The sequence below is a fragment of the Streptosporangium sp. NPDC006007 genome, from assembly GCF_040614315.1.
In the GTDB taxonomy this organism is placed as follows: Bacteria; Actinomycetota; Actinomycetes; order Streptosporangiales; family Streptosporangiaceae; genus Streptosporangium.
Map to the genome: position 1 here is coordinate 275,317 of NZ_JBEXUG010000002.1, position 14,938 is coordinate 290,254.

General features: G+C 71.9%; 11 protein-coding genes. 9 read left to right on the top strand and 2 right to left on the bottom strand.

Annotated elements, in window-relative coordinates; genetic code table 11:
• Positions 1–195: 195 nt before the first annotated feature.
• The gene (locus ABZ194_RS02815; RefSeq protein ID WP_355591380.1) at positions 196–795 is read right to left on the bottom strand and encodes a PH domain-containing protein; all 600 of its coding nucleotides are present in this window, start codon (positions 793–795) and stop codon (positions 196–198) included.
• A 402-nt stretch (positions 796–1,197) separates the two neighbouring features.
• Between ABZ194_RS02815 and ABZ194_RS02820 the strand changes: the two genes are divergently transcribed.
• The 8 genes from ABZ194_RS02820 (at position 1,198) to ABZ194_RS02855 (ending at position 12,784) form a co-directional block, all read left to right on the top strand.
• On the top strand, positions 1,198–2,202 hold the full coding sequence (locus ABZ194_RS02820; RefSeq protein WP_355591383.1) for an ATP-binding cassette domain-containing protein: 1,005 nt from the start codon (positions 1,198–1,200) through the stop codon (positions 2,200–2,202).
• Positions 2,199–3,002: an ABC transporter permease gene (locus ABZ194_RS02825; protein ID WP_355591386.1), complete on the top strand. Its 804-nt coding sequence runs from the start codon at positions 2,199–2,201 to the stop codon at positions 3,000–3,002. The genes ABZ194_RS02820 and ABZ194_RS02825 overlap by 4 nt, the downstream gene beginning before the upstream one ends.
• 173 nt (positions 3,003–3,175) lie before the next feature.
• Entirely contained in the window at positions 3,176–6,376 is a 3,201-nt protein-coding gene (locus ABZ194_RS02830) for a DEAD/DEAH box helicase (RefSeq protein ID WP_355591389.1), read from the top strand.
• Position 6,377: 1 nt separating this feature from the next.
• On the top strand, positions 6,378–6,593 hold the full coding sequence (locus tag ABZ194_RS02835) for a hypothetical protein (protein ID WP_355591392.1): 216 nt from the start codon (positions 6,378–6,380) through the stop codon (positions 6,591–6,593).
• 379 nt (positions 6,594–6,972) lie between these two features.
• Entirely contained in the window at positions 6,973–7,539 is a 567-nt protein-coding gene (locus ABZ194_RS02840) for a YbhB/YbcL family Raf kinase inhibitor-like protein (RefSeq protein ID WP_355591395.1), read from the top strand.
• A 183-nt stretch (positions 7,540–7,722) separates the two neighbouring features.
• Positions 7,723–9,231, top strand: a complete 1,509-nt coding sequence (locus ABZ194_RS02845; protein ID WP_355591398.1) for a hypothetical protein — start codon at positions 7,723–7,725, stop codon at positions 9,229–9,231.
• Positions 9,232–9,353: 122 nt separating this feature from the next.
• Positions 9,354–11,681, top strand: a complete 2,328-nt coding sequence (locus tag ABZ194_RS02850; RefSeq protein ID WP_355591401.1) for a SulP family inorganic anion transporter — start codon at positions 9,354–9,356, stop codon at positions 11,679–11,681.
• Between the two features lie 95 nt (positions 11,682–11,776).
• A complete protein-coding gene (locus tag ABZ194_RS02855) occupies positions 11,777–12,784 on the top strand; it encodes an NAD-dependent epimerase/dehydratase family protein (RefSeq protein ID WP_355591404.1) in 1,008 nt (335 codons plus the stop codon).
• Positions 12,785–12,833: 49 nt separating this feature from the next.
• Here ABZ194_RS02855 and ABZ194_RS02860 read toward each other — a convergent pair whose 3' ends face one another.
• Positions 12,834–14,057: a hypothetical protein gene (locus ABZ194_RS02860; protein ID WP_355591407.1), complete on the bottom strand. Its 1,224-nt coding sequence runs from the start codon at positions 14,055–14,057 to the stop codon at positions 12,834–12,836.
• Positions 14,058–14,258: 201 nt separating this feature from the next.
• On the opposite strand from ABZ194_RS02860, the gene ABZ194_RS02865 reads away from it, so the two are divergent.
• Complete coding sequence (locus ABZ194_RS02865) at positions 14,259–14,744, top strand: hypothetical protein (protein ID WP_355591410.1); 486 nt, start codon at positions 14,259–14,261, stop codon at positions 14,742–14,744.
• The last annotated feature ends 194 nt before the right edge of the window (positions 14,745–14,938 follow it).

Here is a 14,938-nt window from a genome sequence, read left to right on the forward strand (position 1 = left end):
GCAGAGGCCCGGAGGACGGCGGAGAGTCTGCGGGCAGAGGCCCGGAGGACGGCGGAGAGTCTGCGGGCAGAGGCCCGGAGGACGGCGGAGAGTCTGCGGGCAGAGGCCCGGAGGACGGCGGAGAGTCTGCCGGAAACAGCTCGGGACCCGGGTCTCCGGCAGACGCGGGAAGGTGCGGAGGCTGGGCCGGCTCGGTCACGTCGCGTCGTCCCTCAGCTCCTCGGCCCGCCGGGCGAGCCCCTCGGCCAGGGCGGCCGCGACCTCGTAGTCGAGACCCTTGATCGTGGACGATCCCGCGTGGGACGCGGTACGGATCTCGACCGTGGCCAGTCCCAGGATCCGCTCGAACCAGCCCTGCGCCTTGTCAACCGTCTGGATCCGGCTGACCGGAACGAACGCCCACTCCCTGCTGATCCACCCGGAACGCGCGTAGACCACGTCCCCGCTGAGCTCCCAGCGGTGCACGGCGTAACGCCAGAACGGCTCGGCGATCGCGGCCGGGAGCACGAGCACCGTCATCAGCGCCGGCAGCCACCAGATGTGACCGGACACCCAGCCGGGCAGCCAGGACCATCGGTCGCCGTCGATCCACCGCGCGAGAAAGAACGAGCCGCCGATCAGGACGGCGGACCAGAACAACTGCTCCAGCAGCCAGAGCGCGACGGCCTTGCGGGAGACTCGGTTGGCGGGATCACGCAGCGGCACGCGGTCCCTCCCAAGGGCCCGATCACCCACCCGGCCCACGGCCGTGGTCCCGTCCGGGGCGTTTCCGTCCTTGTTGGCGTGGTCTCTCACGCTGTCAGCCTAAAGGGTCCTGTCCCGGCGGGTGGGCTGTCGTGTGCGGGGATCGATTTCCCTCCGGGAGGGCGGAAGCCCCGCCGTACCGGGCGAACCGTCATGTGCCGGGATCCGTTTCCCTCCGGATGGGGCGCGAGCTCTGCCCCAGACGGGCGGAGCGCGCGGGGCGCGCGCCACCGGCGGTTCGGACCCGTGGCCCTCTGCCCCAGGTGGGCGGAGCACGCGGTGCCGGTCCGCCGGCGGGTCGTTCCGGCCCCTTCTTGGCCCCCTCCCGGCCCCTTCCGGCCCCTTCCGGCACTCCTCGGGCCCTTCTCGGGCGGCCCTGTGATGCCGGCGGCGCCGAAAGTGTCGGTGGGGTCCGGCATCCTGGCCGGAACAACGATAGAAAGGGCTTTGATCATGCGATACGCCATCCAGGCAGAGGGCCTGGTAAAGCGTTACGGCGAGACCGTCGCGCTCGACGGGGTCGACCTCGCCGTGCCACAGGGGCGGCTGCTTGGCGTGCTCGGGCCAAACGGCGCGGGCAAGACCACCGCCGTGCGGATCCTGGCGACCCTGCTCCGGCCCGACGGGGGCACGGCCTCGGTCGGCGGGTTCGACGTGATCCGGCAAGCCCACCAGGTGCGGTCGCTGATCGGCCTCACCGGGCAGTACGCCTCGGTGGACGAGATGCTCACCGGGGTGGAGAACCTGGTGATGATCGGCCGCCTGCTGGGCATGCCCAGAGCCGAATCCAGACGGCGGGCCGCCGAGCTGCTGGAGCGGTTCGCGCTCTCGGACGCCGCCGGGCGGGCGGCCAAGACCTATTCGGGCGGTATGCGCCGCCGACTGGATCTCGCGGCGAGCCTGGTCGGGCGGCCTCAGGTGCTCTTCCTCGACGAACCCACCACCGGTCTCGACCCGCGCAGCCGTACCGAGCTGTGGAGCGTCGTGCGCGGCCTGATGGCCGACGGGGTGACGGTCCTGCTGACCACCCAATACCTTGAGGAGGCCGACCAGCTGGCCGACGACATCGTGGTCTTCGACCACGGCAGGGTGATCGCCTCGGGCACCTCCGACGAGCTGAAGGCGACCACGGGAGCGCAGATCCTGGAGGTCAGGCCGCTTCAGGCGGACCATCTGGAGCTGGTCGTCCAGGTCGTCTCCGACGTGGTCGGCATCTCTCCGGAGCTGAACGGCGGTAAGGCCGTGGTGCCGGTGCGCGACCCGGCGGTCCTGCCCGCCGTCGTACGGCGGCTCGACGAGCTCGGCGTCGTCGCCACCGAGCTGGCGCTGCGCAAGTCCAGCCTCGACGAGGTGTTCCTGGCCATCACCGGCCATCTGCCGCAGGACGGGCCCGCCTCAGAGAACGTCGAGGGCGTGGTGGACACCGCAGCCACGGCGAAGGAGAAGACGTTCGCATGACCATCTCGACGGCCCTACCGGTCACGGCCAGGCGCATCGGCCCGCTGACCACGGCGCAGCAGACCATGACGCTCGCCTGGCGCAGCCTGGTCCAGATCAAGCACAACCCGTGGGAGCTGCTCGACCTGAGCATCCAGCCCATTATGTTCCTGCTGTTGTTCACCTACGTGTTCGGCGGGGCGATCTCGGGGTCGACGGGTGACTATCTACAGTTCGCCCTGCCGGGACTCCTGGTGCAGAACGCCCTTTTCTACACGCTGTCCACCGCGATCGGCCTGAACACCGACATCACCAAGGGCGTGTTCGACAGGCTCAGGAGCCTGCCGATCGCCCGGACCGCGCCGCTGTCCGGGCGGATCATCGCCGACACCTTCAAGCAGGTGTGGGCGTTCGTTCTTCTCGTCGGTTTCGGCATGATCCTGGGTTTCCGGGTGCAGACCAGTGTGGCCGGCGTGCTGGGCGCGCTGGCGCTGCTGGTGGTGGTCGCCCTGGCGATGTCGTGGATGTCGGTCCTGATCGGTCTGAAGGCGTCCAGCCCGGAGAAGGTGCAGATGATCGCCTTCTCGGCGATGATGCCGCTGACGTTCACCAGCAGCGCGCTGGTGAGTCCCGACACCTTCCCCGGCTGGCTGAGGACCTGGTCGAACGTCAACCCGGTCACCCATCTGGCCGACGCCATCCGCGGCCTGCTGATCGGCGGCGAGATCGCCGGGGCCTCGCTCATCTCGCTGCTCTGGGCCGCCGGGTTCGCCGTGGTCTTCGCCCCGCTGGCGATCCGCGCGTTCCGCAGCCGCATCTAACCTGATCTGGAGGGCGGAAACCGCGAGGCCCGCGCGGCTCGGCCACGACCGGGGCGGGCCGACGGGACGACGTGAACGGCCTGGAAGGCGGGAACGGCGACGTTCGCGTGGTCCGGCCGCGACCGGGGCGGCCCGACGAAAACGGCGGGAACGGACGAGAACGGGGTGGTCGCGTGCTGGTGGTCCACGGCGCATGGGTGGACGGGCGGCTGGGAGTCTGGGCGGAGGACACCGCCCGCGGGGCCGTCCCGGCCTCGCGGGCCGCGCTCCGCCCCCATCCGTTCGCGGCCCCGGCCACCACGCTGGCGGAGGCGCTCCGCGGGTCCGGCACGGACGGGCCGGGTTCCACGGGGGCCCCGGCCGGTCCGGTGGCGGGGGCGGAGGAGCGCGAGCTGACCATCAGGCTGCCCGGTTCGGCCGGGGGCCCGCTGCCCTCTCCCGAGTCCGGCCTGGCGAGCCGTGCCCGGAGTCCGAGGATCCTCACCTGGCGCGTCCCCGCGCTGCTGCTCCCCCCGGCGGGCGCGCTCCACCTGCTCGGCGCCCTAACCGGTCCGGACACGGACGTGGGCGTGGGCGTGAACGCGGAGACGGGCAGGGGGTGCTCCTGGCCGAATGCCGACGACGAGGCGTACGGAAACACCGGCGGACCCGAGTGGGGGCCGGGTCTGTCCCTCCGTTACCTCTCCGTGGTCGCCGAGCACGCGCGGAGCCTGGTGCGGCGTGGCCGCGTCCTGCCCGGGCTCGTCGTGGAGAAGGGCGTCCCCGCGGCCCGATGGCGGCCCGTGCTCACCGGCGCCGACCGGGCCGCGTTGCGCGCGGTGGCCGCCGCGATGCCACCGGTCTGCAGGGCCGTCCCCGAGGAGCGGCCGTCAAAGGAGGTGCTGACGGAGGCGCTGAACGGCCTGGTGGACGGCGTGGTCCGGCTGTCGCTGCCCGGCCGGCTCATCGCGGGCCGGTGGCCGGGGCTCGGAGCACCCCTGCCCGACCGCTGGCTGTACGCGCTGACCGGTGAGGACGCCGCGCTTCCGGCCGGCAGGCCCGCCGAGGTGGCGGCGCTCGGCGACGCCCTCGACGGCTGGTCCGCCTCGGCGCACCAGCTGGACGGGCCGGTGCGGGCCTGTTTCCAGCTGATCGAACCCGTCCGGGACGGCGGTCCCTGGAGGGTGGAGTTCGGGCTCGCCCCCACCCCGGGTCACCCCTCGCTCACCTCCGTTCCGGGTCAGGCCTCGCCCGCTCCAGGCGCGGACCGCTCCCCGCCTGCTCCCGCCGCCGGGTGCCCCTCGGCCTCTGTGGTGGCCGACTATCTGCCCGCCGGCCGGATCCGCGCCGGGCAGCGGGCGCCCTGGCTGCCCGAACGGCCGATGGAAATCCTCCGTACCGACCTGGCCCGGGCCGTGCGCCTCCACCCCGGCCTGCACAGCGCGCTGCGCGACCCCGAGCCGACCGGTCTGTCGGTCGAGACGGCCTGGGCGTTCTCCTTCCTGCGCAACGGCGCTCCGGCGCTCAGGGCCGCCGGGTACGGCGTGCTGCTGCCCGCCTGGACAGGACGCCAGGGGCTGGGTCTGAAACTGACCACGCGCGCGGTCACCGGCGGCGAGGACCTCGGCCTGGACGACCGGGTGAACGTCCGGCTGGATGTGGTCGTCGGCGATCACACGATCACCCCGGCGGAGTTGGCCGGGCTGGCCGGGCTCGGGATTCCACTGATCCAGGTCCAGGGCCGGTGGGTGGAGCTGGACGATCGGCAGCTCAAGGCGGCGCTGGCGGTCGTCGAGCGGCACGGCGGGGGAGACAGGACCGTGGGCGAGGTGATCCGCGAGGTCGTGGAGGGGGGCGACGAGGAGCTGCCGCTGATCACGGTGGACGCCGACGGCCTTCTCGGCGACCTCCTGTCCGGCGAGGCCGACCGCCGCCTCACCCCGGTCCGCGTACCCCGGGATCTGCGGGGGACGCTCCGCCCCTACCAGGAGCGCGGCCTGTCGTGGCTGAGTTTCCTGTCCGGGCTGGGGCTGGGCGGCGTCCTCGCCGACGACATGGGACTGGGGAAGACCGTCTCCACCCTCTCCCTGCTGCTGTCGGAGCGGGAGAGCGGCAGGCCGGGCCCGACGCTGCTGGTCTGCCCGATGTCACTGGTCGGCAACTGGCAGAAGGAGGCGGCCAGGTTCGCCCCCTCCCTGCGGGTCCACGTCCACCACGGCGGCACCCGTAAGCGGGACGACGAGCTGGCCTCGGCCGTACGGGGGGCCGACCTGGTCGTCACCACCTACGGCACGGTACTGCGCGACCTGGGGGCGCTGGCCGCTCTGGAGTGGGAGAGGGTGGTCTGCGACGAGGCTCAGGCGATCAAGAACAGTGCGACGCTGCAGTCGCGGGCGGTGCGGTCGATTCCGGCCAGGACCCGGCTGGCGCTGACCGGCACCCCGGTGGAGAACCACCTCTCCGACCTCTGGTCGATCATGGAGTTCTGTAATCCCGGGCTGCTCGGTTCCGCCGTGCGGTTCCGGAGGCGTCACCAGGAGCCGATCGAGTTCCGGCGTGACGAGGGCGCCACCGCGGCGCTGAGGCGGGCCACCGGCCCGTTCGTGCTGCGGCGGCTCAAGACCGACCGATCCATCATCTCCGACCTTCCGGAGAAGCTGGAGATGAAGGTCTGGTGCACGCTCACCCCGGAGCAGGCCGAACTGTACGAGTCCGTGGTGAACGACATGCTGCACAGGATCGACGGCTTCCATGGCATCGAGCGGCGCGGCAACGTGATGGCCACGATGACCCGGCTCAAGCAGATCTGCAACCACCCCGCCCACCTGCTCAAGGACGGCTCGCGACTGGCCGGCCGCTCGGGGAAGCTGGCCAGGCTGGAGGAGCTGGCCGCGGAGATCGTCGAGGAGGGGGACAAGGCGCTGATCTTCACCCAGTACACCGAGTTCGGCTCCCTCCTCCAGCCCTACCTGGCCGCCCTGCTGGACCGGCCGGTGCTGTGGCTGCACGGCGGGCTGTCGAAGAGCAGGCGTGAGGAGCTGGTGGAGCGGTTCCAGCGTGATGAGGAGCCGATGCTGTTCCTGCTGTCGTTGAAGGCCGCGGGCACCGGTCTCAACCTGACCGCCGCGGGCCACGTGATCCACGTGGACCGGTGGTGGAATCCCGCGGTGGAGGACCAGGCGACCGACCGGGCCTTCCGGATCGGCCAGACGAAGAACGTCCAGGTCAGAAAGTTCATCTGCCTGGACACGCTGGAGGAGCGGATCGACGAGATGATCGAGGGGAAGAAGTCGCTCGCCGAGAGGGTGGTCGGCACCGGCGAGGACTGGATCGCGGGCCTGTCCACCGAGCGGCTGCGCGAGCTGTTGCGGCTCGGTCCCCTGGCGGTGAGCTGACGTGGAGTCGGCCCGGACCGGGGACGTGCCGTTCGAGGAGCGGACGGCCGACTTCTACTCTCCCGGCGTCTCGCTGAGCCGGCTGCGGCCAGGGCCGGACGCGGCGGCCCCGTCGGATCTGCTGCTGCGGATGCTGGAACCGCCGCCGGTGAGGGTGCGGCACATCCCGCTCGTCGACCTGCTCAGAAGGCCTTACCGGGAGCTGGGCGGCGGGTAGGCCGCCGGGGCGCCGATCTCTCCACCCGCTGGAGTCTTATAGCGGGTGTTCCCCGCGAATCACATGTTTCGCGGGGAACTCCGCGGCGGTCCCCCGGAGGGCCGGGCGAGAGGTGCCCTCCCCAACGGATGCGGCGGCCGGGCGGGCGGCACAGGCCCGGCGGGCGCGGGGAAGCAGCAGGCCGAGATGGGCGGGCGCCGATCTCCGCGTCTCCACCCCGGCCGCGGATCCTCGGACCGCCGAGGACCGCGAAACCGATCTACGTGTCCAACCTCACTCTCTCCATCTTCCGATTCTGTCCGATTCCCACATATTTCCCCGCCATGGAACCTTGCGATCCGGTCGGCGCATCTTCCAGACCCGCGTAGCATCATCGGGCATGGGGCAGCCGAACACGTCTACGCGCCGCCCGCGGCAGGCCGTCGGAACGGCACTGGCCGCGGCGTTCGTCGTCGTATCCTCAGGCTGCGGGATGGTGGGCAACTACACATCCGCCGCCCGGCCGCAGCTGGAGCCGATCAGCGTTTCGAGCCCCCGGCTGCGAGACGGGGCCCTCCTGCCGTCCGACTACTCGTGTGAGGGGTCGGTGGGCAACCCGCCGCTGCGCTGGTCGGGTGTTCCGGGCAGCACCAAGTCGGTCGCGATCGTGGTCGACGGCAACTCACGCACCGGTGGAGAGGTGAACTGGGTCGTGTTCGACATCGACCCGCGCACCAACGAGGTGGCCGAGAGCAGCGTCCCCGTGGGGGCCGTGGAGGGGAGAACGACCAGCGGCAAGGTGGGATACGCCCCCCCGTGCCGCCCCCGGGAGAACTATCGTTTCACCGTCTACGCTCTCGACGCCAAGGTCGACCTCGCCAAGGGCGCCTCCCTCGACAGGACCTTGAAGAGCATCGCGGAGAAGACGATCGCCTGGGGACGCCTCGATACGACCCACATCCAGTGACAGGCCAAACACCGGAGGTAGTAATGGTTACCGATTCTTCACTTAGGGTGTGACAACGCTCATAGTGGTCCGACACAATCAGATCCAATGTCCGAGCGCAGGTGATGCAAGGGGGCAGGTCGCGTCGATGGCCGCGCGACCTCACCGGCGCCGCTGGAAGGCCATGGCCTTGAGGGTGGTGCAATGATCGCGGTCGTAGTAAGCCTGGTCGCCGTCGTGCTCCTCGTGCTCGTCGTCGTGGCACTGGGAATGCGGTCGATGAGCCGCAGGGAGAGCGCACTCCCCGCGGAACGCCTGCGCGAGATGGCGGAGAAGGAGGCGCAAACGCCTGCTCTGTCCATCGACGACTTCGCGACGCGTGAACCGAAGATGAACCACTTCAGCCCTGACCTGACCCCGTTCGACGAGCCCAAGCCGCCCAGGCAGCCCCGGCCCGCGGGTTCACGCGGTAAACGCGGCGTGAACGAGTTCGGCGAGGCCGACGACTACGACGACGACTACTGGACGCGGCTCCAGGCCGACGAGGGCGGTTTTGGAGGGTCCCTGGCAGCCCGGATGGGCGCGAGCCGCCCCACAGGGCGGAACGACCGATCCCCGAAGGCCGACGCCGACGCGGTGACCATGCAGGCCCCGCTGCCGACCAGGCCGCAGCCGTCCCGGTCCGTGCCCGCCTCGGCACCCGTGCCGCCGTCCGCGGCGCCCCGGCCCGCTCCGGCCGCGGCCTCCGCCTCGCCGCCCCCGGGCCTGGCCGACCTGGTCGAGCCGGTTCAGCCGAACCCGGCTCCCACCTCCGCCCCGCTCGCCGAGCAGAAGACGGTCACCTTCGCGGCACCCACGCCCGGCGCCTTCGGCGAGGGCCGTACCCCGCGGTCGAGCTCCCGCCGGGGTGGTGGGCGCCCCCCCGCCACCGGCGCCCCCTCCCGCCCCGACCCGCTGCCCTCGGCACGCCCCGACCCGCTGAACGACCCGCTGAACGGCTCCTACCCGCGCGGCACCGGTTCGACGCCCGCCCGGGGCCCCGCCCGAGGCACGACCGGCAGGGCTCCCGCCCCGGCCCCCGGCTCGGGAGCGCTCCCCCCGATGGGCCCCACCACCAGCGGCGGCTTTCCCGCCGCACCGGGTGCCGGCCCGCTCGCGGCACCGTACGGCGCAGGCACCGCGCCCGAGCCGCCCAAGCCCGTCTCCGACAACCCCTGGGCCCGGGCCACCTCCCCCGCCTCCGGAGGCTGGCAGACGGCGAACACCGCCGACATACTGGACGATCCGGCGCCGTCCTACGACTCGTACCAGACCCCGGTGTACAACGGGCCGCCCGCCGCCTCCGCCTCCTACGAGGTGAGCTCCGGCTGGGCCACCATCGACGACGACATCACCGGCCCGACCCCGGCGGTCTCCACCCCTACCGGCCCCTCCAGGACCGTCTCGCCCCGTGACGAGCGCGCGCGGACGGCTCCCAGGCCCACCGGGGGCTACGGCTACGATCCCGCCCCGGCCACGCCCGCCTCCCCCGCCGCCTGGCCGGAGCCCGCCTCCGGCGGTGTGGAGGGCGGCACCCCGGCCTGGCCGACCTACGACGACCTCTACGGCAACGGTCCCGAGGTGGCCGCCACCCCTGACGGGTCGGGACGCGGGAGCTCCAGGGGCAATCATCACCGGGCGCAGGATCCGGACTATCCCGATTATTACCGCTGATTTCCCACCGGCCTCTGTAAAAAGGGTTCGGTAATCACTTAACGGCGAGGCTTCCACGACATACCGTCTCTTTCATGGGGACGGACACGAAGAGCGACAGAGAGATCACTACAAGCAACATCATGTCTGTGCTGCGGCACGACCTGCCCGCCTCCCTGGTGGTCTTCCTGGTGGCGGTGCCCCTCTCACTGGGCATCGCGGTCGCCTCGGGAGCACCACTGGTGGCCGGGCTCACCGCGGGTGTGATCGGCGGCGTGGTGGCGGGCCTGCTGGGCGGCTCCGTGGCGCAGGTGAGCGGGCCCGCCGCGGGACTCTCCCTCGTGGTCGCCGAGCTGGTCGCGACATACGGCTGGCGGGCGACCTGCACCATAACCCTGCTGGCGGGGGTCCTCCAGCTCCTTCTGGGAGCGGCCCGGGTCGCCCGGGCGGCGCTGGCGGTCTCCCCGGCCGTGGTCCACGGCATGCTGGCCGGGGTCGGGGTGGTGATCGCGCTGGCCCAGCTGCACGTGGTGCTCGGCGGCAGACCACAGCGCTCCGCGGTCGAGAACCTGGTAGAACTGCCCGGGCAGATCGTCGACAACCACAGCCACGCGGTCTTCGCCGGCCTGCTCACCATCGCGGTCCTGATCGGCTGGACCCGCCTGCCCCAGCCGTTCCGGGCCGTCCCGGCACCACTGGCCGCCCTGCTCGTCGCCTCGGTGGCCGCCATGGCGTTCGGCTGGGACGTCACCCGGGTCGAGCTGCCGACGGACCTGGGCGAGTGGGTCACGCCGGTCTGGCCTCAGGGCGACTGGCACGGGATCATCACGTCGGTGATGCTCGTGGCGCTGCTGGCCGGGGTGGAGTCGCTGCTCTGCGCGGTGGCCACCGACAAGCTGCACGCCGGCCGCAGGTCCGACCTGGATCGGGAGCTCACCGCCCAGGGCGTGGCCAACCTGGTGAGCGGCGCGATGGGCGGGCTGCCGATCGCCGGGGTCGTCGTGCGCAGCACCACCAACATCCGCGCCGGAGCCCGCAGCCGCTATTCCACGGTCCTGCACGGTGTCTGGATCCTCGTGTTCGCCGTCTTCCTGGGATGGATGATCGCGCTGATCCCGATGGAGGCTCTGGCCGCCCTGCTGATCTTCATCGGGGTCCAGATGGTCAACATGGGACATCTCCGTAACCTGCGCGGCCACGGGGAGATACCGATCTACCTCGTCACCATGGCCGGGGTCGTGCTGATGGGACTCGCCGAGGGCATCCTGCTCGGCCTCGGCCTCGCCGCGCTGTCGGCACTGCGCCGCCTCACCTGGGTGACCATACGGGCCAAGCCCGAGTCCGACGGGCGCTGGCACGTGCTGATCGGCGGCTCGCTGACCTTCCTGGGCGTGCCCAGGATCACCTCGGAACTGCACGCCATCCCGGCCGGGGCCGCGGTGGAGCTGGATCTGAACATCGACTTCATGGACAACGCGGCCTTCGAGGCCATCCACACCTGGCGGCACGACCACGAGCGAGGCGGCGGCACCGTGGACATCGACGAGCTCCACGACGAGTGGTACGCCATGGCCGCCAGCGGCTCCCGGATGTTCCCCGCCAAGTCGCCGCCACGGGCACCGGACCGCTGGTGGCTGCCCTGGGCCCACCGGGGGCGGGGACGGCCGACGCTCCCGGCTCCGCCGGTCCACGGCCCCCAGGCCCACGCTCCCCCGGGCCAGGATCTCCGTAGTCCCGGCTCCGCGGTCCTGGACTCCGACGTCCCGGCCCGGCACGCGCCGGGTGAGGAGGAGTCCACCGTGCCGGCCGGCCACACGGCGACGGACACCTGCCTCGCCGTACCCGCCCGGCCGGTGCCGGAACAGCATGATCCCACCGTGCCGGACCTGCTCGCCGGGGCGCGGGAGTTCCACCGGCGTACGGCTCCGCTGGTCCGCCCGTTCCTGCACGCGATGGCCCGTAAACAGGAACCCTCACACCTCTTCATCACCTGCGCGGACTCCCGGATCGTGCCCAACCTGATCACCTCCAGCGGCCCCGGAGACCTGTTCACCGTGAGGAACATCGGCAACCTGGTCCCCCGCCAGGGCTCGGTGCCGCCGGACGACTCGGTGACGGCCGCGATCGAGTACGCCACCGGCGCGCTCAACATCCGGACCATCACGGTCTGCGGTCACTCCGGCTGCGGGGCCATGGCCGCGCTGCTCAGCGGTGACGAGAAGGAAACGGATCTGCCCGCGCTCGGCAGGTGGCTGCGCCACGGCCACCACAGTATGACGCGTTTCGTCACCACCGAGAGCGACGGCACCGACGACGGCCGGCTGGATCGCCTCTGCCGGGTCAACGTGATCCAGCAGCTGGAGAACCTGCGGACCCACCGGCGGGTGGACCAGCTCGTCCGTGCGGGACGCCTGGAGTTGGTGGGCCTCTACTTCGACATCGCCGCCGCCAGGATCCACGTCCTGCGGTAACCACCGGTGACGCTCGATCCGCTCTGAGCGGACCGCTTCCGCCACGGGTGAAAGCTCATGGCACCCCTCGGGGGTGGAGCGAACAATGAGGCTCCATGAGGACTCTGGTTATCGGCGGCTCGGTCTTCCTCGGCCGGGCGATCGTCGAGGAGGCGCTGCGGCGCGGACACGAGGTCACCACGTTCAACCGGGGCAGGAGCGGCGTCGACCTGCCCGGTGTCGAGGCGGTCAGGGGAGACCGAGAGGTCTCCGAGGACCTGACCCGCCTCGTCGACGGCCGGGAGTGGGACGCCGTCGTCGACGTCTGCGGATACGTCCCCCGGGTGGTCGGCGCGTCGGTGCGCGCCCTGAACGGCAGGGCGCCCACCTACGCGTTCGTCTCCAGCATCTCGGCCTGCGCCGATTGGCCGGGAGCACCGGCCGACGAGAGCTCACCCCGATTCGAGTGCGCCCCGGACGCCGGACCCGAGGATGGAGACTACGGCACACTCAAGGCGGGCTGCGAGCGCGCGGTGGAACAGGGCTTCGACGGCAACGCCCTGATCATCGAGCCGGGTCTCATCCTGGGCCCGCACGAGAACGTCGGCCGGCTGCCCTGGTGGCTCACCCGGATCGCCAGGGGCGGGCGGGTCCTCGCCCCCGGCAGCCCGGACGTGGCGATGCAGATCATCGACGCGCGCGACATCGCCGCCTTCACCCTGTCCCAGGCGGAGGCGGGGGTGAACGACCGGTTCTTCACCAGCGGGGTACGGGGCAACACCACCTACGGCGACTGGCTGGCGGAGTGCCACGCCGTGACGGGCTCCGACGCCGAGTTCGTCTGGGTGAAGGACCGGTTCCTGCTGGAGCGGGAGGTCCGGCCCTGGACCGAGCTGCCGCTCTGGGCTCCCGACGACCCCGGCTCCGCCGGCGTCTGGCTGCCCTCGTCGGCGAAGGCCCACGCGGCCGGGCTGCGTGGGCGTCCCGTCGCCGAGACGGTCCGCGACACCTGGGCCTGGCTCCGCGACATCCCCGAGGCGGAGCGTTCCTTCGGCAAGCACGGCATCGGCGGGCACGGCATCGACCCGGAGAAGGAGGCCAGGCTGCTGGCGGAGTGGGCGTAGACCGCTCGATGGGGACTGGACGGGCCGGGAACGGCCGAACAGGCGGCGGTCATCCGGCGGGGCGCGTGCCGGAGCGGGGGCGGACGGTCCAGCGGTGGCCGTGCGGGGTGTCCTCCACCGCCACGCCTCCGGCGGCGAGTGCCCGGCGCAGCGCGTCGGCGACCTCGTATCCGCCCCGTTGCCGCAGGCGAGCGCGGAGCGCGAGCAGGGGTTCCACCAGGGGGACGAGCCGATCACGGGGATCCCCGAGGTCGGCCAGGCGCCCAAGCCTGATGATCAGATGCCGGAGCGCCTCGCGGGCCTGGTCGACTCCGCCCTCGTCCTCCTCGGTGTCGGCGGCCCAGCCGGTGATCTCCGCCTCCAGGTCGAGTACGGCCCGCGTGGCTGCGGCGCCGTCGTGTTCGCCGAGGGCGGCGTCGAAGCGTCGCTCACACCTACGGACGGCCTCGCCGAGCGGCATCCGGCCGGGAAGAGGCGGCGTCGCGGCCGGGGAGGGCGCCGGGAGAGATCCGGCGTCGCCCCCCTCGGCCAGGCTGCGGAGTTCGGCCAGGCTGGACACCGTCCCTGTGGGGAGCACCGTCTGCCGGTCCAGGCGGCGCACCGTCAGGCCGCCGCGCCCTGCCACCTGGACGGCCCCGGTGCGCAGGTCGAACAGGACGGCCGTGTGCTCGTCGATGCCGAGCACCGCCGCGCCCGTGGGCAGCTCACGCTCCATGGCGGCCAGCCGCCGCTCCCCGAGATAGCAGTAGCGCGTGTCGTGGGTGCCGCCCTCGGCGTTGTCGTAGTGCGGGATCACCACGGCCCTGATGCCGAGGGGGCCGAGCAGGTCCAGGCCGTCGCGCCAGTGCGGTGCGGCCCCCACCTTGTAGATCTCGTAGACCGGGATCGCGGCGATGCCCGCCGTACAGGCCGCGGCCGAGGCCAGGACCGTCACCCCGCCCCCGGTGCGGACGCGGGCTCGTAGCGCGCCCGCCACCGGGGTCGCCGTCCAGCGGTCGAGCGCGAAGGTCGGGCTGCCGGGGCCGGAGAACACCCAGTCCGCCTCGCCGATCTCGGCCCGGACCTCGACGCTCAGGCCGACGCTGTGGGCGAAGTATCGCCGTGCCCGGGAGGAGATGTCCGCGACGTTCTCCTGGAACGCGTAGGGGGTGTCGAGCAGTACCGCCCTGGGCCGGGGGCCGAGCCGCCGGGCGACCGAGCGGTGAACCTCGACCATGGTCGGGCTCGTCTCGCCCGATCCCATCAGCACCAGCATCCCGGGCCGTTCCGGCATCGCGTTCCACCTCTCCGTTGTGTGTCCCCGACGGCTCAAGCCATACACGGGAAGGGCTTCGCGGCAATACCGCTGATGCGAGAGAAACGCTCCTGCATACTGTTCGCAGACAGAGAGGCCGATCCGAGCACAACGGGACGTGATGTGAGAGACCAGATTGCCCCTCTGGCCCCGATTTCGGTAGAGGTTCTGCCTCTTCGGGTGAATCTGGATGGCGGCTGGTCCTACCGGCGGCTCGTCACCCCGCTCCTGCGGGGGGAGAGCCCGGACGAGGCCGCCCGCCGGGTCTGCGGCATCCCGTGCGGAGCGCCGTCCACCGTGGTCCACTCCACCAGCTGGCGCTACCGGCCCGAGGGGCAGGTCGTGCTGACCTACGCGGTCTGCCCCGACCCCGCCGTCCAGACCGCAGCCATCGAACTGCCCGCCGTCCGGGTGGCCAGGGGCGACACCCCGGCCACTCCCTCCCCCAAGGATCTCGGCGTCGAGAGCGTCGTCGCGCACGCCATCCACCACCTGGCGTTCCTCATGACCACCGACCCGGTCGTACACGACGCGCTCGGGCAGATCCCCGCCATCGCGATGGCGCTGGAGGGACTCCCCCCGGCCCCCGCGGGCAAGCTCGGCCCCCGTCCCACCGGACTCGGCGGCCGTCCCGCCGGAGAGGACGCCCCGGCCGCCTCCCGCTGAGGCCGGACCACGCGGTCAGGTCGTCGCAGACGATCCCACGTTGCAAGCGATCCCAAGCCGCCTGCAAGCCCGCTGGTCTATCTCTTGATGTGCACAGAGAGCCTGCTATGTGCAGATGCGCACCGAAAAGCACCGCCTTCGGGAGAGAAAATCATGCGTGGCGCCCTTCGCCCCCTGCTCGGACTCACCATCGC

What these genes read in the sequence shown, in the direction of transcription:
- ABZ194_RS02820 (WP_355591383.1), top strand. Translation starts at nt 1,198, where the DNA reads ATGCGATACGCCATCCAGGCAGAGGGCCTGGTAAAGCGTTACGGCGAG.
- ABZ194_RS02825 (WP_355591386.1), top strand. Translation starts at nt 2,199, where the DNA reads ATGACCATCTCGACGGCCCTACCGGTCACGGCCAGGCGCATCGGCCCG.
- ABZ194_RS02840 (WP_355591395.1), top strand. Translation starts at nt 6,973, where the DNA reads ATGGGGCAGCCGAACACGTCTACGCGCCGCCCGCGGCAGGCCGTCGGA.
- ABZ194_RS02845 (WP_355591398.1), top strand. Translation starts at nt 7,723, where the DNA reads ATGATCGCGGTCGTAGTAAGCCTGGTCGCCGTCGTGCTCCTCGTGCTC.
- ABZ194_RS02850 (WP_355591401.1), top strand. Translation starts at nt 9,354, where the DNA reads ATGTCTGTGCTGCGGCACGACCTGCCCGCCTCCCTGGTGGTCTTCCTG.
- ABZ194_RS02855 (WP_355591404.1), top strand. Translation starts at nt 11,777, where the DNA reads ATGAGGACTCTGGTTATCGGCGGCTCGGTCTTCCTCGGCCGGGCGATC.
- ABZ194_RS02860 (WP_355591407.1), bottom strand. Translation starts at nt 14,057, where the DNA reads ATGCCGGAACGGCCCGGGATGCTGGTGCTGATGGGATCGGGCGAGACG.